This is a genomic window from Mesorhizobium xinjiangense (assembly GCF_009749525.1).
Classification (GTDB): Bacteria; Pseudomonadota; Alphaproteobacteria; order Rhizobiales; family Rhizobiaceae; genus Mangrovimarina; species Mangrovimarina xinjiangensis.
Genome location: NZ_WOAC01000014.1, coordinates 44,259 through 69,913 on the forward strand (window position 1 = coordinate 44,259; position 25,655 = coordinate 69,913).

The 25,655-nt window shown below is 65.2% G+C and carries 29 protein-coding genes; 9 read left to right on the forward strand and 20 right to left on the reverse strand.

Features of this window, described 5'->3' with window-relative positions; all coding sequences use genetic code 11:
* Positions 1–29: 29 nt before the first annotated feature.
* On the reverse strand, positions 30–446 hold the full coding sequence (locus GM909_RS15735) for a hypothetical protein (protein ID WP_157017486.1): 417 nt from the start codon (positions 444–446) through the stop codon (positions 30–32).
* A 57-nt stretch (positions 447–503) separates the two neighbouring features.
* Entirely contained in the window at positions 504–1,376 is an 873-nt protein-coding gene (locus tag GM909_RS15740) for an LOG family protein (RefSeq protein WP_157017487.1), read from the reverse strand.
* A gap of 146 nt (positions 1,377–1,522) precedes the next feature.
* Between GM909_RS15740 and dapD the strand changes: the two genes are divergently transcribed.
* The 4 genes from dapD (at position 1,523) to GM909_RS15760 (ending at position 4,614) form a co-directional block, all read left to right on the forward strand.
* Complete coding sequence (dapD, locus tag GM909_RS15745) at positions 1,523–2,377, forward strand: 2,3,4,5-tetrahydropyridine-2,6-dicarboxylate N-succinyltransferase (RefSeq protein WP_157017488.1); 855 nt, start codon at positions 1,523–1,525, stop codon at positions 2,375–2,377.
* Between the two features lies 1 nt (position 2,378).
* Positions 2,379–2,747 carry a DUF805 domain-containing protein gene (locus GM909_RS15750; RefSeq protein WP_235911931.1) on the forward strand — a complete coding sequence of 123 codons (369 nt, stop codon included), beginning with the start codon at positions 2,379–2,381 and terminating at the stop codon, positions 2,745–2,747.
* A gap of 83 nt (positions 2,748–2,830) precedes the next feature.
* Positions 2,831–4,024 carry a succinyl-diaminopimelate desuccinylase gene (gene dapE, locus GM909_RS15755; protein ID WP_157017491.1) on the forward strand — a complete coding sequence of 398 codons (1,194 nt, stop codon included), beginning with the start codon at positions 2,831–2,833 and terminating at the stop codon, positions 4,022–4,024.
* A 5-nt stretch (positions 4,025–4,029) separates the two neighbouring features.
* Entirely contained in the window at positions 4,030–4,614 is a 585-nt protein-coding gene (locus GM909_RS15760; protein WP_157017493.1) for a transporter, read from the forward strand.
* A gap of 5 nt (positions 4,615–4,619) precedes the next feature.
* On the opposite strand, the gene GM909_RS15765 is transcribed toward GM909_RS15760, so the two are convergent.
* Complete coding sequence (locus GM909_RS15765; RefSeq protein WP_157017495.1) at positions 4,620–5,801, reverse strand: MFS transporter; 1,182 nt, start codon at positions 5,799–5,801, stop codon at positions 4,620–4,622.
* A 48-nt stretch (positions 5,802–5,849) separates the two neighbouring features.
* On the opposite strand from GM909_RS15765, the gene GM909_RS15770 reads away from it, so the two are divergent.
* On the forward strand, positions 5,850–6,422 hold the full coding sequence (locus GM909_RS15770) for an Lrp/AsnC family transcriptional regulator (RefSeq protein WP_157017497.1): 573 nt from the start codon (positions 5,850–5,852) through the stop codon (positions 6,420–6,422).
* Here the strand turns inward: GM909_RS15770 and truA are convergent.
* The 6 genes from truA to def all read right to left on the reverse strand — a co-directional run bounded on the left by truA (position 6,407) and on the right by def (position 9,950).
* Complete coding sequence (gene truA / locus GM909_RS15775) at positions 6,407–7,159, reverse strand: tRNA pseudouridine(38-40) synthase TruA (protein ID WP_157017499.1); 753 nt, start codon at positions 7,157–7,159, stop codon at positions 6,407–6,409. The two genes, GM909_RS15770 and truA, sit on opposite strands and share 16 nt — an antisense overlap.
* An 8-nt stretch (positions 7,160–7,167) precedes the next feature.
* Positions 7,168–7,662, reverse strand: coding sequence for a GNAT family N-acetyltransferase (locus tag GM909_RS15780; RefSeq protein WP_157017501.1), 495 nt, complete (start codon positions 7,660–7,662; stop codon positions 7,168–7,170).
* A complete protein-coding gene (gene fmt, locus GM909_RS15785; protein WP_157017503.1) occupies positions 7,659–8,594 on the reverse strand; it encodes a methionyl-tRNA formyltransferase in 936 nt (311 codons plus the stop codon). The genes GM909_RS15780 and fmt overlap by 4 nt, the downstream gene beginning before the upstream one ends.
* A 49-nt stretch (positions 8,595–8,643) precedes the next feature.
* Positions 8,644–9,066, reverse strand: a complete 423-nt coding sequence (locus GM909_RS15790; protein ID WP_157017505.1) for a type II toxin-antitoxin system VapC family toxin — start codon at positions 9,064–9,066, stop codon at positions 8,644–8,646.
* Positions 9,063–9,350: a hypothetical protein gene (locus GM909_RS15795; RefSeq protein ID WP_157017507.1), complete on the reverse strand. Its 288-nt coding sequence runs from the start codon at positions 9,348–9,350 to the stop codon at positions 9,063–9,065. The genes GM909_RS15790 and GM909_RS15795 overlap by 4 nt, the downstream gene beginning before the upstream one ends.
* A 69-nt stretch (positions 9,351–9,419) precedes the next feature.
* On the reverse strand, positions 9,420–9,950 hold the full coding sequence (gene def, locus GM909_RS15800) for a peptide deformylase (RefSeq protein WP_157017509.1): 531 nt from the start codon (positions 9,948–9,950) through the stop codon (positions 9,420–9,422).
* A gap of 102 nt (positions 9,951–10,052) precedes the next feature.
* On the opposite strand from def, the gene GM909_RS15805 reads away from it, so the two are divergent.
* The 4 genes from GM909_RS15805 to GM909_RS15820 all read left to right on the forward strand — a co-directional run bounded on the left by GM909_RS15805 (position 10,053) and on the right by GM909_RS15820 (position 14,093).
* The gene (locus GM909_RS15805) at positions 10,053–11,309 is read left to right on the forward strand and encodes a DNA recombination protein RmuC (RefSeq protein WP_157017511.1); all 1,257 of its coding nucleotides are present in this window, start codon (positions 10,053–10,055) and stop codon (positions 11,307–11,309) included.
* A gap of 98 nt (positions 11,310–11,407) precedes the next feature.
* On the forward strand, positions 11,408–12,013 hold the full coding sequence (recR, locus tag GM909_RS15810) for a recombination mediator RecR (protein ID WP_157017513.1): 606 nt from the start codon (positions 11,408–11,410) through the stop codon (positions 12,011–12,013).
* A gap of 151 nt (positions 12,014–12,164) precedes the next feature.
* Positions 12,165–13,406, forward strand: coding sequence for a lytic murein transglycosylase (locus GM909_RS15815; RefSeq protein ID WP_235911932.1), 1,242 nt, complete (start codon positions 12,165–12,167; stop codon positions 13,404–13,406).
* A gap of 135 nt (positions 13,407–13,541) precedes the next feature.
* A complete protein-coding gene (locus tag GM909_RS15820; protein WP_157017517.1) occupies positions 13,542–14,093 on the forward strand; it encodes a Kazal-type serine protease inhibitor domain-containing protein in 552 nt (183 codons plus the stop codon).
* Here the strand turns inward: GM909_RS15820 and GM909_RS15825 are convergent.
* The 11 genes from GM909_RS15825 to GM909_RS15875 all read right to left on the reverse strand — a co-directional run bounded on the left by GM909_RS15825 (position 14,071) and on the right by GM909_RS15875 (position 25,565).
* Positions 14,071–14,499 carry an aconitase X swivel domain-containing protein gene (locus GM909_RS15825; protein ID WP_157017519.1) on the reverse strand — a complete coding sequence of 143 codons (429 nt, stop codon included), beginning with the start codon at positions 14,497–14,499 and terminating at the stop codon, positions 14,071–14,073. The two genes, GM909_RS15820 and GM909_RS15825, sit on opposite strands and share 23 nt — an antisense overlap.
* The gene (locus tag GM909_RS15830; protein ID WP_198174284.1) at positions 14,496–15,767 is read right to left on the reverse strand and encodes an aconitase X; all 1,272 of its coding nucleotides are present in this window, start codon (positions 15,765–15,767) and stop codon (positions 14,496–14,498) included. Before GM909_RS15830 ends, GM909_RS15825 begins: the two co-directional genes overlap by 4 nt.
* A 4-nt stretch (positions 15,768–15,771) precedes the next feature.
* On the reverse strand, positions 15,772–16,551 hold the full coding sequence (locus GM909_RS15835; protein WP_157017523.1) for a molybdopterin-synthase adenylyltransferase MoeB: 780 nt from the start codon (positions 16,549–16,551) through the stop codon (positions 15,772–15,774).
* A 62-nt stretch (positions 16,552–16,613) separates the two neighbouring features.
* A complete protein-coding gene (gene recF, locus GM909_RS15840; protein WP_157017525.1) occupies positions 16,614–17,765 on the reverse strand; it encodes a DNA replication/repair protein RecF in 1,152 nt (383 codons plus the stop codon).
* A gap of 35 nt (positions 17,766–17,800) precedes the next feature.
* The gene (gene dnaN / locus GM909_RS15845; protein WP_157017682.1) at positions 17,801–18,919 is read right to left on the reverse strand and encodes a DNA polymerase III subunit beta; all 1,119 of its coding nucleotides are present in this window, start codon (positions 18,917–18,919) and stop codon (positions 17,801–17,803) included.
* Positions 18,920–19,112: 193 nt separating this feature from the next.
* Positions 19,113–20,669 (reverse strand): chromosomal replication initiator protein DnaA, encoded by a 1,557-nt coding sequence (gene dnaA / locus GM909_RS15850; protein ID WP_235911933.1) that lies wholly within the window; start codon positions 20,667–20,669, stop codon positions 19,113–19,115.
* Between the two features lie 819 nt (positions 20,670–21,488).
* On the reverse strand, positions 21,489–21,755 hold the full coding sequence (gene rpsT, locus GM909_RS15855) for a 30S ribosomal protein S20 (protein WP_157017527.1): 267 nt from the start codon (positions 21,753–21,755) through the stop codon (positions 21,489–21,491).
* Between the two features lie 191 nt (positions 21,756–21,946).
* Positions 21,947–22,720, reverse strand: a complete 774-nt coding sequence (locus tag GM909_RS15860; protein ID WP_157017529.1) for an enoyl-CoA hydratase — start codon at positions 22,718–22,720, stop codon at positions 21,947–21,949.
* A 47-nt stretch (positions 22,721–22,767) separates the two neighbouring features.
* Complete coding sequence (gene mutM / locus GM909_RS15865) at positions 22,768–23,661, reverse strand: bifunctional DNA-formamidopyrimidine glycosylase/DNA-(apurinic or apyrimidinic site) lyase (protein ID WP_157017531.1); 894 nt, start codon at positions 23,659–23,661, stop codon at positions 22,768–22,770.
* A complete protein-coding gene (locus tag GM909_RS15870; protein ID WP_157017533.1) occupies positions 23,654–24,892 on the reverse strand; it encodes a phosphopentomutase in 1,239 nt (412 codons plus the stop codon). The genes mutM and GM909_RS15870 overlap by 8 nt, the downstream gene beginning before the upstream one ends.
* A 91-nt stretch (positions 24,893–24,983) precedes the next feature.
* Positions 24,984–25,565, reverse strand: a complete 582-nt coding sequence (locus tag GM909_RS15875; RefSeq protein ID WP_235911934.1) for a TadE/TadG family type IV pilus assembly protein — start codon at positions 25,563–25,565, stop codon at positions 24,984–24,986.
* Positions 25,566–25,655 lie beyond the last annotated feature (90 nt).

A 25,655-nucleotide genomic window follows, 5' to 3' on the forward strand; every position in this document is an offset into this window, starting at 1 on the left:
CGCCGCCCATTGGGCGGCAGCTTGCCGAATCAGAGCTGGACGGGCGGTGCGCGGATCGCCGGAGGCGGTGCGCCCAAGGGCGCGTGGAGGACGGGTGCGCTGCGCCGGCGCCACGACAGGAACGCCGGCAGGAGCAGCGGCTCCCACGCGATCCCCGCCGCCGGTACGGCCGTTCGCAGGGGCACGGATCCGCAATGATGGCCGGCGATGCACAAGGGACAGTCGTCGGCCGCACCGGCGAGCGGCTCGGCATCACCGGCCGGATCGGCCTTGACGACACCGAATGTGGTGCAGATGACCCAGGCATTGTCCGAACCCGCAGCCCGCGCCTCGGCAAATGGCTGCAGCAATCCGGCCAGCATGACGATCATGCCGACAAGCGCGAACAGGGCGCGGTCGCGCCTCAGTCTCGCCAGGAAACAGGATCGTTGTGTCGATGGGCTCATGCGACGACTTCTACACGCGGCGCGCCAGCCCCGCCAGCCGCCGGCGGTGCGGCAAGATCACTCGTCCACGCCGCCACGGCGTCCGCGTGGCCCGTCCTTGTAGAAGCGCTCGATCTCGGCCCAGGCTTCGTCCGCGGTGTCGACAATGGTGATCAGTTCCGGATCGGCGGGCGAAATCGTGCCCTGCTCGGCCAGAAAGTCGATATCGACGGCGCGGTTCCAGAATTCGCGGCCGAACAGGATCACCGGCACATGCTCCATGCGCCCCGTCTGAATAAGCGTCAGCGTCTCGAACAGTTCGTCCATCGTGCCGAAGCCGCCGGGAAAGATGGCCACCGCCTTGGCGCGCATCATGAAATGCATCTTGCGAATGGCGAAATAGTGGAAATTGAAGCACAGTTCCGGCGTCACAAAGCGGTTGGGCGCCTGCTCGTGCGGCAGGACGATGTTGAGGCCGATCGACGGCGCGCCGACATCGGCGGCGCCGCGGTTGCCCGCCTCCATGACGCCCGGACCGCCGCCGGTGACGACGACGAATTCGCGGTGATAGGACGTGGCGGAATGCTGCGAGCAGATGCGGGCGAATTCGCGCGCCTCGTCGTAATAGCGGCTGTTGGCTTCGAGATTCTTCTTCTGGACCTCGTTCTTGGCCGCCCATGCCTCGGTATCCGGCTCGGGAATGCGCGACCCGCCGAACAGGATGACGGTGGAGCGGATGCCGCGTTCAGCCAGAATCATTTCCGGTTTGAGCAGTTCCAGTTGCAGGCGCACCGGCCGCAGCTCGCGACGCGTCAGGAAGTCCTCGTCGTCCCAGGCCAGCCGGTAGGCCGGGGCGCGCGTCTGCTCGGTGTCGGGCACGCTGCGCGCGCGCTGCCGATCCTCGTCCGAATGCGGCAGGGGCGTCCAACTCGTATCTCGCCTTGAGCTCATGTGATCCTCTTTTCACCAGTGCGCGCGTGCTTCCGCGGCACCGCGCGCGATTGACCGTTTGAAGACCATGAAATAGGTTCCGCGCGAATTTGACCAGCCCGCGCTAGGGCGCCCCCATCAACAGCAGGTGTAACGGAGCACATCCCATGTCGAATCACGACCTCGCGGCGCTTGAAAGGACGATCGACAAGGCGTTCGACGAACGTGACGGCATCAGCACGGAAACGCGCGGCGATGTGCGCGACGCGGTGGAAGCGTCGCTGCAACTGCTCGACAGTGGCCAAGTGCGCGTTGCCGAACGCGGCGGCGACGGCCAGTGGACGGTGAACCAGTGGCTGAAGAAGGCCGTTCTTCTGTCATTCCGCCTCAACCCGATGGAGATCGTCAAAGGCGGACCGGGCGAAGCCTCTTGGTGGGACAAGGTGCCCTCCAAATTCGACGGCTGGGACGCCGACGCGTTCGAGAAGGCGGGCTTCCGCGCCGTGCCCAATTGCGTGGTGCGCCGCTCCGCCTATGTCGCACCGGGCGTGGTCCTGTTGCCGTCCTTCGTCAATCTCGGCGCCCATGTCGGCAAGGGAACCATGGTCGACACCTGGGCGACCGTCGGCTCCTGCGCCCAGATCGGCGAGAACGTGCACCTTTCGGGCGGCGTCGGCATCGGCGGCGTTCTGGAGCCGATGCAGGCCGGACCGACCATCATCGAGGACAATTGCTTCATCGGCGCGCGGTCCGAGGTGGTCGAGGGGTGCATCGTGCGCGAGGGATCGGTGCTCGGCATGGGCGTCTTCATCGGCAAATCGACCAAGATCGTCGACCGCACGACCGGTCAGGTTTCTTACGGAGAGGTGCCGCCCTATTCGGTCGTCGTCGCCGGAACGATGCCCGGCAAGGCCCTGCCCGACGGCACGCCGGGTCCCAGCCTCTACTGCGCCGTCATCGTCAAGCGCGTCGATGAAAAGACCCGCTCCAAGACCTCGATCAACGAACTTCTCAGGGACTGATTTGAACCTGCAACACTACACCTGGCTGTTTTTCAGACTGTCCGGCCGCATCAGCCGGGCGGCCTATCTGTTGGGCGGGCTGCTGGCCAATCTCGTCCCCGCCTTCCTGCTCTACCGCTTCACCCTGGCGCCGGAGGCAAGCCAGGAAGGCGGCATGTGGGCCTTCGCCTTCATCACCATCGGGGTGATCTGCGTCTATTCGATCTTCGCGCTCAGCGTGAAGCGGCTGCACGATTTCGACAAGCCGGGCGCGCTGGCACTCTCACTTTTCGTGCCGTTCCTCTCATACATCGCCTTCGTCGCGCTGTGCCTGATTCCCGGCGACAAGGCCCCCAACCGCTATGGCGAGCACACCAACGAGCCTGCATAGCGGGAAAATCCGGCAATCTGGTCCAACATCCGGCGCGATAACCCCACGTGACAGGCAATGCCGGTTCGGATAACCATCCGTCCATGACCTTGCAGACCGATCCCGCCGAAAACCTCAAGACACTGATCCGCTGCCCGTCCGTCACGCCCGAGGAAGGCGGCGCGCTTGCGGCGCTTGCCGAGATGCTCGCCCCGCTCGGCTTTTCGGTCGAGCGCCCGGTTTTCAGCGAAGCCGGCACGGCCGACGTGGAAAATCTCTATGCGCGTCTCGGCCGGGACGGCCGCCACCTGATGTTCGCCGGGCATACCGACGTTGTTCCGCCGGGCGATGCGGCCGATTGGAGCCACCCGCCCTTTGGCGCCGAGACCGCCGGCGGCTACCTGTTCGGCCGCGGTGCCGTCGACATGAAGGGCGGTATAGCCTGCTTCGTCGCCGCCGTGGCGCGTCATGTCACGGAAAATGGTCGCCCGGAGGGCTCGATTTCGCTCCTGATCACCGGCGACGAGGAAGGCCCGTCGATCAACGGCACGGTGAAGCTGCTCGAATGGGCGGCGAAAAAGGGCGAAAGCTGGGATGCGGCCATCGTCGGCGAACCGACGAACCCGCAAAAGCTCGGCGACATGATCAAGATCGGCCGGCGCGGCTCACTGTCGGGCACGATCACCGTCAACGGCGTCCAGGGCCATGCCGCCTATCCGCATCTCGCCGACAATCCGGTGCGCGGCCTCGTCATGCTCGTCGACGCGCTGCTCACCCCGCCTTTCGACGACGGCACGGAGAATTTTCAGCCGACCAATCTCGAAGTCACGACGATGGATGTCGCCAACAGCGCCGTCAACGTCATTCCCGCCAGGGCAACGGCCGCCTTCAATGTGCGTTTCAACGACACATGGACCGCCGAGACCCTGCAGGCGGAGATCACGAACAGGCTCGAGCGCGCCGCCGCCGATGACCGCTTGAGGCCTGGTCGCGACCAGCCCGTCAACTACGAGATTGCCTGGCGCGACCGCCCGAGTCCCGTCTTCCTGACGCGCGACGATCAGCTCACCGGCGTGCTCGGCGCATCGGTCGAGGCCGTCACCGGGCACCGGCCGACGCTGTCGACATCCGGTGGCACGTCGGACGCGCGCTTCATCAAGGACTACTGTCCGGTGGTCGAATTCGGCCTCGTCGGCCAGACCATGCACATGGTCGACGAGCGCGTCGCGCTCGAGGATCTCGAAACGCTGACTCAGATCTACCAGCGCTTCATCGCCGACTGGTTCGCCCGGAGCTGAACGCCATGCCGCCCGCCGAAGACATCCAGCGCTATCTCACCGGTGTCTGGCGCATGATGATGGGACGGAACGAGGGGCTGAGCCTGCTCGATATCTCGGCCGACGGGTTCTGGACATCCTTCTTCGCCATTGTCCTGGCGCTGCCGGCGCTGCTCCTTCGCTGGATCACGCTCGGCAACGACCTGTCCGGCCCCGACGAAGGCACATTCTCGCTGATGCTGCGGCTGGGGCTGATCGACCTGTGCGTATGGGTCCTGCCGCTGATCGCCCTGATGCTCATCGGTCCGCGTGCCGGCTTCGGCGACCGCATCGTCCATTGCGTCGTTTCGATCAACTGGTCGTCGGCGATCCTCGTCTGGATCGCACTGCCGCCGATCATCGTTCTCGCCTTGTGGCCGGACGCGCTCGACATCGCGGTGCTCCTGTCGCTCGTCGTCTATCTGCTGACGATCTTTCTGACCTGGCGCCTGCTCAACATCGCTCTGGCAAAAGGCGGGGCCTTTGCCGCCGGCGTTCTTGCCGGCCTGGTGATCGGCGGCCTGTTCATCCAGTTCCTGATGCAGGACATGTTCGGTATCGCTGCGCAATAGGCGGCTCAGCGCTTCGATTGTGCGAAGCGCCCGACAAAGACGGCCAGCAGCATCAACACCACGGCCACGAGAGCCGGAGCGCGAATACCGTATGCTGCATATAGCGGCCCGAACCCGGTCGTTCCGGCAAACAGCGCCAGATAGGTTACGCCGCTGTTGAGCCCCATGATGGCACCACGGCGTGCCGGATCGAGTGCCGTCAGGCGCATGATGAGTGCATTCAGGCCGCAATGATTGGCCAGTCCCCACACAAAGACGACCGCGACCAGCAGAAGATAGCTGCCGGCGGCCAGCGCCATGACGGCATAGATCGCCCCCACGGCCAGAAAGGCCACCGGCATCACGCGCTTTGCGCCGTGACGGTCGATGGCGCCGTCGAGAAAGACCGCGCAACCGAATCCCAGGCCATAGGCGAGCGTGGCCAGCCCGCTGGCGCTGACCGGACGGCCGAGTGCGGTGTTCAGATGGTCACCGAGATAGCCGTAGACGCCGTAAAACGACGCCATGAAGGCACCGCAGGCGATCAGAAGCGGTTTGACGCCGGCCACGTTGAGCGCGCCGAAGGGATTTGGCGCCGAATGCGGCGCCGGGTGATCGCGCAGGTCCGACCGGAACAGCGCGGCCAGCGCCGCAAGAGCGAACGCGGCCACGAAGCCATAGACGGCACGCCAGTCGAGATAATCCGCCAGCACGGCCGAAAGCGAGACGCCGACGACCATGCTCAGCGTCCAGCCGGTGAGCACCACGCCGATCGTCTCGCTCTCGCGGCCCGCCGGCGCAATGGCCGCGGCCAGCGTATAGATCGCCGGCAGGGCAACACCGGCGGCAAGCCCGGTGACAAGCTGGGCCGCCGTCAGAGCGGGCACGGAGGGCGACAGGGCGCTTGCCATCAAGCCAACCGCCAGGACGAGCAACGCCGCCTGCAGCATGAGCCGGGCGCCGAACCGATCGATATGGCGGGCGAGTGCGAGCGCGCCGGCCGCCGTGCCCAGCCCGAAAGCGCCGGCCGCCGACATGACGGAGGGCACGCTGGCGCCGTACGAACGTGCCACTTCCGGGGCAATCGGACCGAGAACCAGCGAGTTGGAGCCGATCGCCGCGATGCAGGCGGTCAGCAGATAAGCCATAGGCGGGATGGCGGGCCGGACCGGCAGGCGGCCTGAAACTCTTTGACTGATGTTCGACATATTGGCAGAATGACTGAATGAAATTCCGCTTCAACAGGGTTTTTCCAAATGAATCAAAAAACAGATGGCGTTCGGCGGAAGCGCTCCGACTCCCGCGAACTCGATCCCATGGACCGAAAGCTGTTAGGCGTTCTGGTGGAGGATGCGACGGCGAGCTATGCCGAACTGGGCGAGCGCGTCGGCCTTTCGCCGCCGGCCGCCCATGAGCGCGTCAAGCGGCTGCGGCGCTCTGGCGCCATCAAGCGCGTCGCGGCACTGATCGACCCGGAAGCGACCGGCAAGACGCTCCTCGCCTTCGTCCATGTCGATACGACCGGCTGGGGCAAGACGCCGGCGCTGATGGCGATCCAGGAGCACCCGGAGGTCGAGGAGATACACTCGGTCGCCGGCGACACCTGCATGCTGTTGAAGGTGCGCACGGAAAACACCCATGCGCTGGAGCATCTGCTCGCCCGGCTCTACGATACGCCAGGGGTGAAGGCGACGCGCAGCTATGTGGTGTTGTCGACCTATCTGGAGCGGCCGGCCCAGCCGGGCGTGACGAAGGATTGGCCGAAGCCGACCTGGGCGCAGGACGGGGCTGTTGAGAGCGGCGGGTTGCCGCGTCAGGTCCCCGGGTAGTCGACGCGCACCAGGTAGAGCCCGTCGGGCGGGGCGACCGGACCGCAAGCCTTGCGGTCGCGCGCCTCAAGCGCGGCGCGCACGTCCTCGGGTTCCCATGCGCCTTCGCCGACCCGCTTCAGGGTGCCGACCATGGAGCGCACCTGATTGTGCAGGAAGGAACGCGCCGAGGCGCGGATCTCGATCAGCTCGCCCTTCGCGGTCACGTCCAGCCGATCGAGCGTGCGCAGCGGGCTCTTGGCCTGGCACTGCACCGACCGGAAGGTGGTGAAGTCGTGCCGGCCGACAAGCATTTGCGCGGCATCGTGCATGGCCCGCGCATCGAGCGGCCTCGCGACCTGCCAGGCGCGCTCGCGCTCCAGCGCCAAGGGCGCCCGGCGGTTGACGATGCGGTAGAGATAATGCCGCGCCGTCGCGCTGAAGCGGGCATCGAAGTCGGCTGGAACCATGTCCGCCTGCAGGATTGCGACCTGTTCGCCGGCCATCTGCAGATGGGCATTGATCGCGTTGCGCACCGTTTTGCCTGGCCAATCCTTTTCCAGGTCGAAATGCGCCACCTGGCCGGTTGCATGGACGCCGGCATCGGTGCGCCCGGCGCCGCGCAACGTGATGTCCTCGCCGCAAAAGCCGAGGATCGCCTGCTCGATCGCCGCCTGCACGGAATGCTGGCCGGCCTGACGCTGCCAGCCCGAATAGGCCGTTCCGTCATATTCGATGTCGATGCGGTAGCGCTGCATGAGGCTCATCATTCGCCGAAGGCGCGCGGATAGACAAGCCGGCCCTCGGTCGGCGCGTCGCCCCAGGCCAGCGCCTGCAGCGCATCGCCTTGATAGCTGTCAAATCCGGTGGCGCGGGCGCGGTCATAGCCGAAGCGGCCGTAATAGCCAGGGTCCCCGAGGACGATGCTCAAACGCTCGCCCGATGCCGGCAAAATGCGATGCGCCTCGCCGATGAGCGCGCCGCCCACGCCCCTGCCCTGATGATCCGGGACGACCGCAAGAGGCGCCAGGGCAACCGCGGCAAAGGGTTCACCGCTTCCTTCGACCGTAAGGCGCGAGAAAAGGATGTGACCGATGACGACATCCCCCGCCAGGGCGACCAGTTCCAGCACCGCGTCACCATCCGCAACGATTTGCTCGACCAGTTCCGCCTCGTCGCGCCGGCCGAAGGCAGCCGCCTCGACCTGGAAGATCGCGTCGCGGTCGGCGGCCAGCGCCGGCCTGATGGCGAAGTCGTTCACGCGAGCCGGTCCCCGGCGGCAATTCGCGTTCCGCGCAGAAAATCCGCGACTTCGAGCGGCTTGCCGCCGGCGCGCTGCAATTCGACAAGCCGCACCGCGCCGTCGCCGCAGGCAACCGCAAGATGATCGTCGGTCACCCTGCCCGGTTCGCCCTGTAGATCGGACAGGACGGACCTCAGCACCTTGATCCGTTCCGGCTTGCCGGCAATCGTCGCCTCGCACCAGGCGCCCGGGAAAGGCGACAGGCCGCGGATATGGTTGTGGACCTCGGCCGCCGGGCGCGACCAATCGATGCGCGTTTCGCCCTTGTCGATCTTATTCGCATAGGTCACGCCGTCTTCGACCTGCGGAGCAAGGTCGAGTTCGCCCTGTTCCAGCCGCGCCAATGCCTCGACCATCAACGCCGCGCCGGCCTGCATCATTGCGTCGTGCAATTCGCCCGCCGTCATGTCGGGGCCGATCGCGATCGTGTGAGAAAGCGCCACCGGGCCGGTGTCGAGCCCTTGCTCCATCTTCATGACCATCATCGCCGTTTCGCGGTCGCCGGCCATGACGGCGCGCTGGATGGGCGCCGCGCCGCGCCAGCGCGGCAGCGCGGAGGCATGGCCGTTATAGGCGCCGAGCCGCGTGCCTTCCAGGATCGGCTCTGGAAGCAGGAGGCCGTAGGCGACCACAACGGCGACGTCGGCGCCAAGCGCGCGGAACGCCGCCTGCTCGGCCTCGCCCTTGAGCGATACCGGCGTGCGCACATCCAGTTCCAACGCCTCGGCGGCGGCGTGGACCGGCGATTTCTTCACCTCCAGCCCGCGCCGTCCGGCCGCGCGCGGCGGCTGCGTGTAGACGGCCGCAATCTCGTGGCCCGCTTGGGCAATCGCATTGAGGGTCGGAACGGAAAAATCCGGCGTTCCCATGAAGATGACGCGAAGGGGCATGGCGTTTCAGGGTCCAGTGTGCAGCGAAACCGGCCCGATCGGCAGGCGCTCAGACATCCGCTTCAAACGGGTTTACAAGCTTCAGGTCAAGCCCTTCGAAATCGCGGATATTGCGCGTGGCAAGGGTTGCGTCATGGCGCAGGCAGATGGCGGCAATCATTGTGTCCATGGTTAGGATGGGGCGACCTATCGCGTTCCGGCGCTCGACGACCTGACCGAACAGGACGGCATCTCGGCGGCCGAAATCGAGAATACGTTCCGAATAGGCTTCGACAATCCTTTCCAGCGGCGCAAGGTAGCGCTGGGAACCGGTGCGACGGACAAATTCTCGCGCGCCCGCATACATTTCCGCAATGCCGGGCGCCGTCAAATAGAGCGAAGCAGGGCTCTGCCGATCCAGCCACGCCAGCACTTGCGCCGCAGGCTGTTTGGCCATCGGCTCGGAAACGATGTTGGTGTCGAGGACGATCATTTGAATTCAGGCAACGGACGGTCCGCTCCGTGCCGGATCCCGTCCATGATCTGCCTGAATTCGTCGAATTCCGCGTCGCTCTCGGATGCACCTTTTGCCAGGCACAGCAACTTCTGGCCAGGCGGCATCTCGATGAATTCCGCGTTGCGGCGCATCGCGGCATCGACACCGATGCGCATGATCTCCCGCGCAGTCTCGGTCACCGATTGCCCGTTCTTGCGGGCAAGGTTTTCGATGTCGGCGCGTAATGCATCGGAAATGTTTCGGATCAGCATATCGCCCATCGCACGTCACCTCATCTTGATATCAGTGATATCATAATTCTTCGCGCGGCATTGGACAAGGTGGCGGATCTACCCCACCATGCGGCTGGGTGCGTTTTCGCGGGCGAGCTTCCTGAACTTCTTGACCACCATGTCGCGCTTCAGACGCGAAATATGGTCGATGAACAGGACTCCATTCAGGTGATCGATCTCGTGCTGCAGGCAGGTGGCGAGCAAGCCGTCGGCAGCCACCTCCTTCTGCGCACCTTGCCTGTCCAGATAGCGCACGGTCACCGATGCCGGACGCTCGACCTCGGCATAATAGTCCGGGATCGACAGGCAGCCCTCCTCGTAGACGGCGCGCTCGTCCGAGCTCGCCACGATCTCCGGATTGATGAAGACCTGCGGCGCATGATCCTCGTCATCCTTCGAGATGTCGATCACCAGCATGCGCAGCGGCTCGCCGACCTGGATCGCCGCAAGCCCTATGCCCGGCGCGTCATACATGGTTTCCAGCATGTCGTCGGCGAATTTGCGCACCGAATCGTCGACGCGCTCCACCGGCTTGGAAACCTGGCGCAGCACGGGATCGGGAAGGATGATGAGCGGTTTGATGGCCATGGCGTTCAGTTAGTGGCTGGCGCGAACGCCGTCAATGGCGACGCTGCAATCTGTTCTCGTTTTGATCTTATGTCGCACGTGCGAATCGGATAGGCTTGGCGAATGAACGCGCTTGCACCCATCCTGTCCGAACCGCTTTTCCGCCTCGGCGCCACGTCCGTCACGCTCGGCCATGTGCTGGCACTCGGCGCCGCCGTCGTCGTGCTGCTGCTGATCGCGCTCGGCGCGGCCCTGCGCAACGCGGCGCGTGCGCGGGCCGCGGCCGCCGCCGAAGCGGCCGAGCACGCCCGCGAGGCCGAAGCGCGCATGGCCGAGATCACGCGCACGCAGGCCGAGATGCAGGGGCGCATGGCGTCGATCGCCGAGGTATTCGGCTCGCGCCAGAGCGAGCTCAACAAGTCGATTTCGGAACGGCTCGACGCCATGACCGGCCGCATCGGCCAGACGATGAGCGAGCAGACGAAATCGACCCATGAGAGCCTGACGAAGCTGCAGGAACGCCTTGCCGTCATCGATACGGCGCAATCGAACATCCAGTCGCTCGCCGGCCAGGTGGTGCAGCTGCAGCATATCCTTTCCAACAAGCAGACGCGCGGTGCCTTCGGCCAGTCGCGCATGGAAACGATCGTCGCCGACGGCCTGCCGCACGGCGCCTATGAATTCCAGGCAACGCTGTCGAACGGCACCCGGCCCGACTGCCTTGTGCGCATGCCGAACGACACCCCGTCGCTGGTCATCGACGCCAAGTTTCCGCTGGAATCCTGGAATGCCATGCGCCAGGCGGCCGAAAACGACAATGCCGAGGCGCACAAGCAGGCGGTACAGTCCTTCCGCCGCGACATCGAGGTGCATATCCGGGCGATCGCCGACAAATATCTGATAACCGGCGAGACCCAGGATACCGCCTTCATGTTCGTGCCGTCGGAATCGATCTTCGCCGGCATCCACGAGGACTTCGAGGCGCTGGTGCAAAAGGCGCACCGCTCGCGCATCGTCATCGTCTCGCCGTCGCTGCTCATGCTGTCGATCCAGGTCATCCAGGCGGTGCTGAAGGATGCGCGCATGCGCGAGCAGGCACACCTGATCCAGGGCGAGGTGATCCGTCTGATGGAGGATGTCGGCCGGCTCGACGATCGCGTGCGCAAGCTGCAGACGCATTTCATCCAGGCCAACAAGGATATCGACCTCATCCTCACCTCATCCGACAAGATCAGCAAGCGCAGCCAGAAGATCGAGGCGCTGGAATTCGGCGGCGGCGAGAGTGATGCCGACGGACCGGAACCGAAGAAGGACGCTGAGCGCGTTGCCGAATCGCGCACCGGCTCGCTGCGCCTTCGCGTCGTCGACGGCGAGGATTGATCCGGTTTCCACTTCTCCTGGAATTGATTCCTCCCGCAGTGCAATTCCGCACGGAGAACCGGTTTCCACTTCTCCTGGAATTGCACTAGATATCCGGTATGTCGAAGAGAATCGCCGGTCCCGAGATCGAACACCTCATCCAACTCCTGGCCAAGGTGCCCGGGCTCGGCCCGCGCTCGGCGCGCCGCGCCGCGCTGCACCTCATCAATAAGAAGGAACAGCTGCTCGCGCCGCTGGCCGCGGCGATGGATGAGGCTGTCGAGAAGGTGCGCGTGTGCTCGACCTGCGGCAATGTCGATACCGCCGATCCCTGCACCATCTGCACCGATCCGCGGCGCGATGGCGCGACCATCATCGTCGTCGAGGATGTCGCCGATCTCTGGGCACTGGAGCGCGCCGGGGCAATGAATGCGCGCTACCACGTGCTGGGCGGCACGCTCTCGCCGCTCGACGGTATCGGCCCGGAGGAACTCAACATCAAGGCCCTGATCGACCGCGTCGCGGCCGGTGGCGTCGGTGAGTTGATCATCGCCGTCAACGCGACCGTCGAGGGTCAGACGACGGCCCACTACATCACCGACCAGCTCGACGGGCTGGACGTCAAGGTCACCCGGCTTGCCCATGGCGTACCCGTCGGCGGCGAACTCGACTATCTGGACGAAGGCACGCTGTCGGCGGCGCTCAGATCGCGCACGGCGTTTTGAGGGGATCTGCGAAGGAGGAGTGTCTGCGCAGATGACAGAGAAATCCGCGTACTTTCGTACCTCCCTCTGGCCTGTCGGCCATCTCCTCCGCAATGGGGGAAAGATGGCCGGCAGGCCACAGGGGGGTGTACCAATCCGCAATTATCGCCGCATGATCGGCAAACCTCTTCATGCCGTCCTATGCGCACTTCTCTTCCTCATTGTCTTCCTCCTTCCCGCCCACGCCGCCTCCATCGACGCGCAGTTCCGCTCCTGGCTCGAATCCGATCTGTGGCCGGGCGCGCAGTCCAACGGCGTGTCGCGCACGACCTTCGAGGCCGCCTTCGACGGCGTGACGCCGAACCTCAAGCTACCGGACCTCGTGCTTCCGGGCCGCGAATCCTCGACACCGGAAAAGCAGCACCAGGCGGAATTCCGCGCGCCCGCCGCCTATTTTTCCGAGAACGTCGTGCGCGGCGTCACCGATGGCGGGCGCAGCAGGGCCCGCCAATATGCCGACACGCTGGCAGCGATTGAACGCCGTTTCGGCGTGCCGGCCGGCATCGTGCTCGCCATCTGGGGGCGCGAATCCGCCTTCGGCCGCGCGAAAATTCCGCATGACGCCTTCGAGGTGCTCGCCACGAAGGCCTTTCTGTCGACCCGCAAGGCGATGTTCACCCGGGAAGTGCTCGCCGCTCTCGTCATGGCCGAACGCAACCGGATCGCACCGCGCGCCATGAAAAGCTCCTGGGCCGGCGCGCTCGGCCAGCCGCAGTTCCTGCCAACCTCCTATCTCGAACACGCCGTCGACATGGACGGCGACGGACGCGCCGACATCTGGAATTCGGTGCCCGACACGCTGGGCTCGATCGCCAATTATCTGCACGCGCATGGCTGGGTCAAAGGCCGCGATTGGGGTTTCGAGGTCACCGTCCCGGCCAATGTCTCCTGCGCGCTTGAAGGTCCCGACCAGGGCAAGCGGATTTCGCAATGGGCGGCGATGGGGATTGCACGCGTCGGCGGCAAACCGTTTCCGGCCCATGAGGCGCGCGGCGAAGGCTTTCTGATGATGCCGGCCGGACGCTACGGCCCGGCCTTCATCGTCACGCCGAACTTCTACGTGCTGAAGGAATACAACGAGAGCGATCTCTATGCGCTGTTCGTCGGCCACGGCGCCGACCGGATCACCTATGGCGACCGCCGCTTCATCGGCGCCTGGAACAAGGTCGACCGGCTCCATCGCTCCGACATCGCCGCCATGCAGCGCGGCCTCGAACGGCAGGGCTACGACGTCGGCGGCGCCGACGGCCTGGCCGGCTTCAAGACCCGGCGCTCGATCGGCGACTGGCAGGCAAGGAACGGCATGGCGCCGACCTGCTTTCCCGACGCCGGGTTGGTCCGGGCCCTGAAATGAACCTTGCCAGTCCGTATGCCCGGCCGCGCGCATTTCCGTATGCCCGGCCGCGCGCATTGCAGATGACATGGCGCGCGCAATCGGGCAACCTCTGCAACCAAGGACACCGGAACCGAGGTCGCGAGAGGAAATTCCATGAACAATCTCAAGAGTTTCCGTTTTTGGATCGGAGCCTTCGCGCTGGCGGCCACCGCCATACTGGCCGCCTGCACGGTCGTTGTCGATGAACCTCGCCCATCGCGGCCGGGCGTCGGCCCGCGACCGCCCGTGGCCTGCACACGCGAATATGCGCCAGTCTGCGGCCAGCGCGGCAACACCCGCCGCACTTTCGCCAACGCCTGCACGGCACGCGCCGCGGGCTATCGTGTCAATCGTCGCGGTCCTTGCGGTGCCAGCAGCAGCGGCAGTCCCGCCGTGTGCACGCGCGAACATGCGCCCGTCTGCGGCCAGCGCGGCGGCAGAACACGCACGTTTTCCAATGCCTGCCTGGCCCGTTCTGCCGGCTATCGTGTCGACCATCGGGGCGCCTGCCGCGCCGGTGGAGGTGGCTCTGCAGGCCGTCCCGTCGCCTGCACAATGGAGTATTCGCCGGTCTGCGCCAGGAGAGGCAATCAGCGCCGCACTTTCGGCAATGCCTGCCAGGCACGCGCGAACAACTTCACCATCATGCGTCGCGGGCGCTGCTGAACACCGGCGCATCGATGGCGCCTTCGTTATCGATGCTGACGTGCTGCCCGCGAAACCGAGCGTGAAAACGGCGGTCGAGCTTTACCGCAGGGGGAATGGGCCAACCCATCTCGCGCGCCACGATGAGACCGAGGAGCAGGATCGCGTCCGGCTCGTGCAGCACGATCGCCGCCGGCGCAAGGTCGCGGTGGACGAGTTCCATCAGCACGGCCGAGGCCGACGACGAACCGATGGTCGCTGGGACGAAGAGCACCGTGCCAGTGACCGACTGGCCATGCTGAGGATGGCGCACATCGGCGATGCGTCCGGTGCGCGCATCGACCCCGCCCCAGAAACTGATCGGCCGGTCGAGCACGAGCGCGGGTCCGCCGGATGCCGCAGCGGCAACAAGCACGTCGCCCTTCATCGGCCCACTGCCTCGGTTGCGGCGCCGAATTGCGGCCGCCCCGAAACCGCGCTTTCCACGCAATCGGCGAGCGAGCCGTAAAGCACGTCATAGCCGGTATTGCCCGGCGCATAATGGGCGAACTTGCCGGAGTTGGTCATCAGCACGCCCGACGGCAGTTCGGCCATGATCGGGGTGACGACGACACAGGTGTCGGCAACGATGGTCACACCGCACGCCTCCAGCAGCTTGCGCCTGCCATCGCGATCAATCGTCTCCAGCACGTGCCGCCCGGTGCAGGCATAGAGCGGCACGCGCAAGCGCCGCCCGGCAACGAGTTCTTCCAGGCGCGCGACCTCGTCCAGCGAGAGATGCGGGCTGCCGACGGCGACGGCATCGATGCGATCCGGTGCATTGGCGGTCGACAGGCGGCGCTGCGCGTCGGCAACCATTTGCGGTGTGACCGTGATCGTGTGCTTCGGTGTCATACCGCCGCCGGCGGCCGCCACGTCGGGTGCTTCGGGCGTGACCCCGGCAATGTGGAACAGGCCGACCGCACCGGCCGAAGCGGCGGCCGCGCCGAAGGCTTTCAACGCGTCCTCGCCTGGATGGGCGGCAATGCCGGTGACAACACCCACACCATCGCCGATCTCGCGGCCGAAAAGGCTGCCCAGAACGGGCCAGGCGATCTCGCTTGCCAGGAATTCCGCCGGCAGGTGCGAGACGTCGAAGACGACCTCCGCACGGCGGTTTCGCGGACGGTGCAGCCCGGTATAGGGCGCACATCCCGCGATCGCGCAGGCAATGTCGAGGAAATCGCCATAACGGTTCGTCCGCGCGCCCAGGACCGAGTTGCAGAACACGACGGCGTTGGATTCGCCCCATGCAACGTCGCTGCCGAATGCCGGTCGGTGGCCGGCCTGATAGGGCGCGCAGGTCCAGGTCGGTTCGCAACCCATGGCCCTGTAGGCGTGCATCATGCGGCGCGCCATGGCACGTTGCGGCTCCTCCAGCCGCACCCGGCAGCCGCCGGCGAGATCGAGCGCGCCGACATTGAGCGTCGCGCGCACCGCCACCTTCGCGCCGCCATCGACCAATCGCTCGGCAAACAGCGTTCCCGAATCGCCGTGATAAAGCGCCCCGTCGATATGAGCCGAGGCGATCGAAATCAGCCGCGGCGCACCCAGAAGCCGCGCGCTCTCGGCGACGATCCGCATGGCCATGGCCGCGCCCGCGCCATGCTCGCCGGCCGCCGTGGCACGCTCCTCCTCGCTCAACTCAAGCGGCAAGGCTCTACTCCGCGGCCGCGCGGCGGGCCGAATAGCGCATGGTGTCGAAACGCGCTCCAAGCCCGTCATAAAGCAGCAGCCGCCCGATCAGCGGATCGCCGATGCCGGTGATAAGCTTGATCACCTCCATCGCCTGCAGCGTTCCCATGACCCCCGTCAGCGCCCCGACGATTCCGGCCTCGGCGCAAGTCGGCACGAGACCGGTCGGCGGCGGTTCGGGGAAAAGATCGCGGTAGCCCGGATTGAGCTGCCCGTCCTTGTCCGCGGCAAACGGCATCAGGACCGTCAGCGAGCCGTCGAAGCGGCCGACAGCCGCCGTGACGAGCGGTTTTTCTGCCGTCGCACAGGCGTCCGCCACGGCGTAGCGCGTGTCGAAATTGTCCGAGCCGTCGGCGACCACGTCATAAGCCGAGACGAGCTCGGCGACATTGCCGGTCGTCAGGCGAAGCGCATGCGGCTCGACGCGCACATGCGGATTGATGCGGGCGATCGACTGCGCCGCGCTCTCGGTCTTCGGCTTGCCGGCGGCCTGCGTGTCATGGATCACCTGGCGCTGCAGGTTGGAGAGCGCCACCGTGTCGTCGTCGACTATGCCGAGCGTACCGACGCCGGCCGCGGCCAGATATTGCAGGAGCGGCGCGCCGAGCCCGCCGGCACCGATCACCAGCACGCGGGCGCGCTTGAGCTTCTGCTGGCCCGCGCCGCCGATCTCCGGCAGCACGATATGGCGCGCATAGCGCTCCAGCTCTTCGTCGCTCAGCGGAGCAGAAGGTGTGGTGTTCATGGCGCGATCATAACGCGTCGTGGGCGCAGCGCAATTGGCGGCACGGCCGTCGCGGCGCGTTCTCAGTCTGCATCGTCCGGCGTCACCGTGCCGTTGGCGACGGTGAAAAACTGCGCGCGGCCGCGCAGGTCCTCAAACAGCGCCGCCTCGGTGCCCGTCATGAAAACCTGCGCATTCAACTCTTCAAGTATGCCGAACAGGGCCTCCCGCCGGCTGCGGTCGAAATGGGCCGCAATTTCGTCAAGAAGCAGCACAGGCGCCATGCCGGCAAGCTCGCCGGTCAGCCTGGCATGCGAAATGACGAGCCCGACCAGCAAGGCCTTCTGCTCGCCGGTGGAGCAGAATTCGGCCGCCATGGCCTTCGGCCGGTGGCGCACCACAAGGTCTGAGCGATGCGGCCCGTCAAGGGCCCTCCCAGCGGCACGGTCGCGCTCGCGATTTCGCGCCAGGTGGGAGCGATAGAACTCTTCCACCTCGACCGCCGGCTGTTGGCAGATCATATCCTCCAGAAAGCCCGACATCGCGATATCGGCCTTTGGAAAGGGCGCGTCGTCCGCGATGAGCTCGATCTTGGCGCCGAGCAGGCGCACCATCTCGCGGCGCGCCGCGGCAACGGCCGCGCCGGTTTCGGCCATCTGGGTCTCGATGGCGGCGAACCAGTTGTCATCGCGCACATTGTCGGTCAGCATTCGATTACGGCTTCGCATGGTCCGTTCGAAATCGAGCGAGCGGCGCCCATGCGCCGGGTCGATGGTCAGCACCAGACGATCCAGAAAGCGTCGGCGATCGGCTGCCGGGCCGGTGAACAGCCCGTCCATCGCCGGCGTCAGCCACATGACACGCAGATAGTCGAGCAGTTCCTCGGCCGAACGCGCGCTCGTGCCGTCGATGCGCACCTTGCGGCCGCTGTCGGCCTCGCCGCCCGGCGAACCGCCGGCCCCGCTGCCGATCTCGTGTTCACCGTCGGGGGTCTCGATCCTCGCATGGACGGCGAAGCCGCCGGCCGTGCCCTCCTTGGCGACCTCGCCATAGGCGGCGCGGCGCAGGCCGCGGCCCGGCGTCAGGAAGGAGATCGCCTCCAGGAGATTGGTCTTGCCGGCGCCATTCTCGCCGGTCAGCACCACCAGGCCCGGCAGGAGTTCCGACGAAAGATGGGCGTAATTGCGAAAACCCGTCAGCGTGAGCTTGCTTATCGATACCTGCGGCGGAGACATTGCATTGCCTGCCGATCCTCCGTCAGCCACCTCGCTCAGACACGCATCGGCATGAGGACATAGAGCGCGTTTTCATCCGCCATGTCGTAGATCAGGGTCGGCGAACCCGCATCGGCCAACATGAAGCGGGCCTCGGAGCCGGAAAGCTGGCTCGAAACGTCGAGCAGATATTTGGCGTTGAAGCCGATCTCGATCGGGTCGGCCTCGTAGTCGGCGGGAATTTCCTCCACCGCGCTGCCCGAATCCGGATTGTTGACAGTCAGCGTCACCTGTCCTTCGGCGATCGAAAGCTTGACCGCGCGCCCGCGCTCGGACGAGATGGTGGAGACGCGATCGACCGCGGCGGCAAAGCTCTGCCGGTCGATGATGAGCTTCTTGTCGTTGCCGGTCGGGATCACGCGCTGATAGTCGGGGAAGGTGCCGTCGATCAGCTTCGAGGTCAAAACGACACTGCCGACGGTAAAGCGTATCTTGGTGTCGGACAGTTCCACCGCGACCTTGATGTCGGGCTGGTCGACCAGCTTTTGCAGTTCGTTGACCGTCTTGCGCGGAACGATGATGCCGGGCATGCCCTCCGAGCCGGCCGGGGCCTCGACTTCGGCGCGCGCCAGGCGGTGCCCGTCGGTCGCCACCGAGCGCAGCTTCAGATCGCCATCTCCTTCGATCGTGTGCAGGTAGATGCCGTTGAGATAATAGCGCGTCTCTTCGGTGGAGATCGCGAACTGCGTCTTGTCGATCAACCCTTTCAGCGCCTCGGCGTCGAGGCGGAACATATGCGAGAAGGAGCCGGCCGACAGTTCCGGGAAATCGGATTGCGGCAGGCACTGCAGGCGGAAACTGGAGCGGCCCGAAATGACCGACACCGCGTTGCCGTCCTCGTCCATCTTCAGCATCACCTCCGCCCCGTCGGGCAGCTTGCGCACAATCTCGTAGAGCAGATGCGCCGGCACGGTCGTTGCGCCGGCCTGCTCGATCTGTGCGGCCGCCGCCTCCGTCACCTCCAGGTCGAGATCGGTCGCTTTCAGTTCCAACACCGCCCCTTCGGCCTTCAACAGCACGTTGGACAGGATCGGGATCGTGTTGCGCCGTTCAACGACACGATGCACGTGATTGAGCGACTTCAGGAGATTGGATCGTTTGAGGGTGACGCGCATGACGTTTGAGGTCTCATTCATTGGATTGCTTCGCGGAAGAAGCACAGACGACAACGGCCCGATGGCGGGCCGGGAATGTTTCAAAATGACAGGAAAATGGAGCCGAAGGCAAGCCCGCGCACTGGTCGAACGGCCATGGGCGGGCTTTCTTCGGGGATAAGTGCGGCCGATGCCGGCCGCACGGCCCTCCGCCTCAGGCCTGGTCGTTGATCAGGCGGCGCAGAAGCTCGATTTCCTGGGCCAGGGTGTTGTCGTTGGTGGAGAGATCCTCGATCTTGCGCACGGCATGGAGCACGGTGGTGTGGTCGCGCCCGCCGAAACGGCGACCGATCTCCGGCAGCGAGCGCGGCGTCATGATTTTTGACAGATACATCGCCACCTGGCGCGGCTTGACGATGGTGCGGGTGCGCCGGTTCGACAAGAGCTCGGTCTTGGACACATTGTAGTGACGTGCCACCACGCGCTGGATGTCCTCGATGCGCACGCGCTTGGGCTCGCCGGCCTTGTACATATGGCCGAGAAGCTCGTCGATGCGCTCGATCGAAATCTGCGGCTCGAAGGACTGGCGGAACAGGAGCTGGTTGAAGGCGCCTTCCAACTCGCGGCCGCTGCCGGTGACCGTTTGCGCGACGTGTTCCAGGATTTCCTGCGGGATGGTCAGCGATTGGTCTTCCTGGCGCGCCGAGACAAGGCGCTGCTCGAGCATGCCGAGCCGCATGGAATAGTCCGGCGCCACCATTTCCAGCGAAACCCCGCCCTGCAGGCGCGAACGCACGCGCGGTTCCAGCGATTCCAGTTCTCCGGCCGGCCGATCGGCCGCGACCACAACCTGCTTGGCGCTGTCGAGCAGCATGTTGATCAGGTGGCAGAACTCGTTCTGGATCGTCTTTCCCTGCAGGAACTGCATATCGTCGATGACGAGAAGATCGATGTCGCGCAGCTGCTCCTTCAGTGTCAGGGCGCTGTTGTCGCGGATGGCGGTGGCGAAACGCCACATAAAATATTCGGCCGTCAGATAGACCACGCGCGAGCCTGGCTTGTGGCGCAGCGATTCCGCGGCGATGGCCTGCAGCAGATGGGTTTTTCCCAAGCCAACGGAAGCATGGATGTAAAGCGGATTGAAGCGCACCGACGTCGAAGCGCTTTCGGCAACCGTGCGCGCGGCGGCAAAGGCGACACGGTTCGACGCGCCCTCGATGAAGGAATCGAAGGTGTAGCGCGGATCGAGCGGCGAGCCGAGCACGCATTGGCGGGCGGCCCCGTCGACCTGGTGGGAGGGCGCGCGCGGCGCATGCGCCTTGCGGGCCCCGGCGGTGGAGGAGGAAAGGGCAGACTGCGTGACGCGCACCGCCGGACGCTGCACGGGCTCCTCGGCCGCGCTGTGGGCGCGGTGGTTCCGGGTGGCGCTGCGGAAGATGACCTCGAGCTTGAGAAGCCCAGGATCCTCGTTGCGCCACATCTCGCCGATGAGATCGAGATAGTGGCTGTTGATCCACGAACGCAGGAAGGCAGTGGGCACGGAAAGCCGAACGACGCCCTTCGACGCCTCGGCGAGCTTCATGCGCCCGAACCAGCTCGAATAGACGTCGCTGCCGAGGCGGGCCTTGAGCTGCACCTTGACGCGCTCGAAAACTGCACCGGTCCCAACAGCGTCCGACGGCTCAATGCCGGCGCTATCGCCATGAACGAAAACGAGTTCCTTGCCGGTATCTGCATCTACGCCGCCGTGCATCTCTGCCTTCCTCTTCATGACAAATATTTCCTGTCACCCGCCGCTATGCACGCCGCGAGCGCCCTATCTTTGTGTTGCGGCATCACTGCCGATTTAAACAATACCCGCCCTTTGTCCCGACCCAACCGGCCGGCAAGCCCCCAAACAAGGTCCAGGGCGGACCCGAACGCTATCGCACATCGGTCAAAAACGTTACGCACCGGCTAAACGACGACGCATACCCCCAACGTTTTCGACCTTGAACACAGCGGTGACCCGCCGTCATCGAAAGGCAAAGAAAGTGCGCCCACGGAATCGCTCCGCGTTGCAGACGGCTCACATTTTCTCGGTATAAAGGCCGTGAGGCCCAGTCCCTTCCGACGGTTGGAGACTACAAAAATCGGGGAGCAAAGAGCAAGGCCCGTACGTAAGAGAATCTTAATGTCGAAGGCCCACGGGATCGTTAAGACTTGGTTAATGAGGCTCTTCCCGCGCGGTAAACTGTTTTGATTCAAACCCTTTTCGCGAAAGGTGCGTTTCAGTGCCCGGCTATATAAAAAAATCAAAAAAAACTGCTTGACAGACCTTGCCCACTACGGGCCCGCCCCGTCTGGGGACTGGCTGTGGATAAGGTTTTGCAACAGACTGAAACAAATGGGCTTTTCGGCACGGTGCATTTATGCGCAGACATTGTTGTACAAGGCAGCTGCGCGGCCGTATTCCGATCGCCGGCAAACAATCAAAGGGTGCGTTTTTAGCACCTGCGGCAACCCTTTGGAGGCAAACAAAAAACCCGGCGGAGCGCCGGGTTCGTTAACATGTGTAAACGGCAGCGAGCCGCCGCCGAAGAGAGGTCGTTCAGGCGCTCAGGGTCTTCACGCGCTGTGCGAGGCGCGAAACCTTGCGCGATGCGGTGTTCTTGTGAAGAACGCCCTTGGAGGCCGCGCGCATCAATTCGGGCTGCGCATCGCGCAGGGCGGTCTCCGCAGCGGCCTTGTCGCCAACGGCCAACGCTTCTTCGACCTTACGGACGAAGGTGCGCACGCGTGAGCGGCGGTTCTTGTTGACCGCCGTACGACGGGCGATTTTACGCGTAGCCTTTTTGGCCGAGCGGGTGTTGGCCATGATGCCTCTCTCGTTGTCCAGACTATCGGTGCCACTCTCCGGAGACCGGCGGGCACGAAAACAATCGGGCGGCCGAATTGGGCCGCCTCAGTCGGTGCGGCTTATAGTGCAGCTTTTCGGCCGCGTCAACGCCGGAATCGCACGGTATCCGCGCCATTTGCGTTCCAATTCCGCGACGACCGCCAAAGGGCTCAGCGATTGCGGAAATTGGGCGAGCGCTTCTCGACGAAGGCGGTCATGCCTTCCTTCTGGTCGTCGAGGGCGAACATGGAGTGAAACACGCGGCGCTCGAAACGCAGACCCTCGGAAAGGGTGGTCTCGTAGGACCGGTTGACGGCCTCCTTGGCCATCATCACCGCCGGCAGCGAGAACCCTGCGATCTTGGACGCCGCCTTCAACGTTTCCTCGATAAGGTCGTCGAGCGGCACGACGCGCGATACCAGCCCGCAGCGCTCGGCTTCCTCGGCGTCCATCATGCGGCCGGTCAGGCACATGTCCATGGCCTTGGACTTGCCGACGAAGCGGGTCAGGCGCTGCGACCCGCCCATGCCGGGCATGACGCCGAGCGTGATCTCCGGCTGGCCGAATTTCGCATTGTCGGCGGCGATGATGAAATCGCACATCATCGCCAACTCGCATCCGCCGCCGAGCGCGTAACCGGCAACCGCGGCGATGATCGGCTTGCGCACCCGGGTCATGGCTTCCCAGCCGGCGAAGAAGTCGGTCATGAAGGCGTCGCTATAGGTGAGCGGCTGCATCTGCTTGATGTCGGCGCCGGCGGCAAAAGCCTTTTCGGAGCCTGTCAGCACGATGGCGCCGATCGCCGCGTCGGCGCCAAAAGCCTCCATCGCCGCCACGACTTCCTTCATGACAGTCGTGTTGAGCGCGTTGAGCGCCTTGGGACGATTGAGCGTCACCAGGCCGACCTTGCCGCGGGTTTCGACGATGATGGTTTCATAGGCCATGAATATCTCCTCCGGCGGGGTGCGTTCGTGTGCCGACCCGCATTAACCTACCCCTGACAGAAGGGGCAATAGAAAGTGGACCGTCCCGATTGGACGATGCGCCTGACGATACCGGTGCAGCCCGGTGCGGCGCATGGTTCATTCTCGCGATCGTAAACGCTGAAGCGGTGCTGGAAATAGCCCAGCGAACCGTCGGCCTGCATATAGTCGCGCAGCGAGGAGCCGCCCGCCTCGACCGCTTCGGCAATGACGTCGCGGATCGCGCCGGCCAGGGCCGCCGCGCGCGCCGGCGCCTTGCCGCGCCGTCCCGAAAGCGTGCCCGCCTTGCGCGCCGGCGAAAGGCCGGCCCGCCACAGGGCCTCGCAGACATAGATATTGCCGAGGCCGGCGATCAGTTTCTGGTCGAGAAGTGCGCCCTTGAGCGGTCCGCGCCGTCCGGCGAGCATCCCGGACAGGAGCGGACCGTCGAGCGCGTTGCCGGTCGGCTCTATGCCGAGCCGGCGCATCAGCGGATGCTCGGCAAGCTCGCCCGGACCGGCCAGGAGCATGAAGCCGAAGCGGCGCGGGTCGTTGTAGACGATGCTGGCCGCGCCGCTCGCTGGATGCAGCAGATGCAGCACCACATGGTCGTGTGCAGCCGCCTTCGAGCGCTCATGGTGAAACGAGCCGGGTGTTGCGGCTTCATCGTCGCGCTCGATGCGCCATGAACCGGACATGCCGAGATGGCTGATCAGGGCCTGATCGTCGTCGAGATGGACGACGAGATATTTGGCCCGGCGCGACAGGCTGGTCACCGTGCGGCCGGCGAGCCGGGCGGCGAAATCCGGCGGAAAGGGAAAACGCAGATCTGGCCGCCGCTGATCGACCGACACGATCCTGGCGCCCTCGAGGACCGGCTGCAGGCCGCGCCGGACAGTTTCCACTTCCGGCAGTTCAGGCATCGGCGACAACCCGGCCCAGAAACGACGTGCCGTGCCGGCCCGGCGCCAGCCCGAGATGCTGCGCGACCGTCTCGCCGATATCGGCGTATGTCGTCCTCACGCCGATCGGCCCTGCGGCAAGCCCCGGCCCCGTGCCGATGACCGGCACCTGCTCGCGCGTATGGTCGGTTCCCCTCCAGGTGGGATCGCATCCGTGATCGGCCGTCAGAACGATCATGTCGCCTTCGCGCAGCCGCGAAAGCGCTTCCGGCAGGCGCCGGTCGAAAGCTTCCAGAGCGGCGGCATAGCCCGCCACGTCCCGGCGATGTCCGTAGAGCGTGTCGAAATCGACGAAATTGGCGAAGACCAGCGTATTGTCGCCCACATCGTCCATGGCGCCGAGCGCGGCGTCGAACAGCGCCATGTTGCCGGCCGCCTTGCGCACCTCGCTGATGCCCTGATGGGCGAATATATCGCCGATCTTGCCGATCCCGATCACCTTGCCGCCGGCCGCCACCAGACGGTCGAGCACGGTCGGCTCCACCGGAGGAACGGCGTAGTCCCTGCGATTGGCGGTGCGCTCGAAATCGGCCGACGTCGCGCCGACGAAGGGCCGCGCGATGACGCGCCCGATGTTGAGCGGGTCGATCAGGCGGCGAACGATCGCGCAAAGATCGTAAAGCCGCTCCAAGCCGAAATGCTCTTCATGCGCGGCGATCTGGAACACCGAGTCCGCCGAGGTGTAGCAGATCGGCTTGCCGGTCAGCACGTGCTCCTCGCCCAGTTCGCGAATGATGTCGGTGCCGGAAGCGTGGCGGTCGCCCAGGATGCCCGGCAGTTTCGCCTCGCGGATGATCGCTTGCGTGAGTTCGGTGGGAAAGGTCGGCACGGTGTCGGGGAAATAGCCCCAATCGAACGTGGCCGGAACGCCGGCGATCTCCCAATGGCCCGACGGCGTGTCCTTGCCGCTGGAGACCTCCTGGGCTGCGCCGAAGAAACCGACGGGTTTCACGCGCTCCATCGCCTCCGGGTGTCGTCCCGTCGCCAGGGCGGCGGCCTCGCCAAGCCCGAGACGCATCATGTTGGGAAGATCGAGCGGGCCGGCGCGCAGTCCGGGCCGGTCCGCCGCGCCGCGGGCCACAGCGGCAGCGATGTGGCCAAGCGTATCCGAGCCCGCGTCGCCAAAACTGGGCGCGTCCGGCGCACCGCCGACGCCAAGGGAATCGAGCACGAAGAGAAATGCGCGCGCCATGCGAAGCTTCCGCCGCCCCATTCAGACCATTTCGCCCACACATAGGCCGCGGCGGCGCGGTTGGCAATTCACCGTATGAACGGATTCCGGGTCAGCAGTCCTCGCACATGATGCGCTGCGTCATGCGCGGCCTGACGTGATAGTCCTCGTGCATCTCGATGCTGTCGAAGAGGGACGTCAGGCCGATCGACTCTGGAGAGCCTTCGTTCCAGGTCAGGATCGGCTGGTAGGTCAGGTCGGATTCGACGCGGATGAGGAAGGAATTGCGCACGTTCAATGCCGCGGGCACGTCGGTGATTTCCTGGTCTTCCGGCAGGTAGCGGGACGTTGCGCCGTCCTCCATCTTGCGCGACCAGGCGACGGTGGCCTTGGGCATGTCGTCGTCGGAGATGTCGATCGCCGTGATATAGATCGATGGGCGCGACCTGTTATAGGGCAGCAACGTCACTTCGCCGATTTCCATGATCGCATCGAGCTCACCCCTTGTGGCCTTGTTCAGCTGACCGACGAGATCGGACACCATTGCGCCGACGCGCGATGCCTTCTTGTGGGTTTCGATCGCCTGCGAAAATTCCATGGTGCCGAAGTAGAGCACCAGCATGACCGGCAGCAGGAGCGCGAACTCGACCGCCGCCACACCGCGCCTGTCGTTGATCGCGCCGTGCAGTCGCATGCGCATCCCCCCGGCCCAAGATCGCATCGTCGCCATGACGGCGTTCCCCCTCCCGGATCGGTCCATCGCTTCACTGAATCGATGAACCGA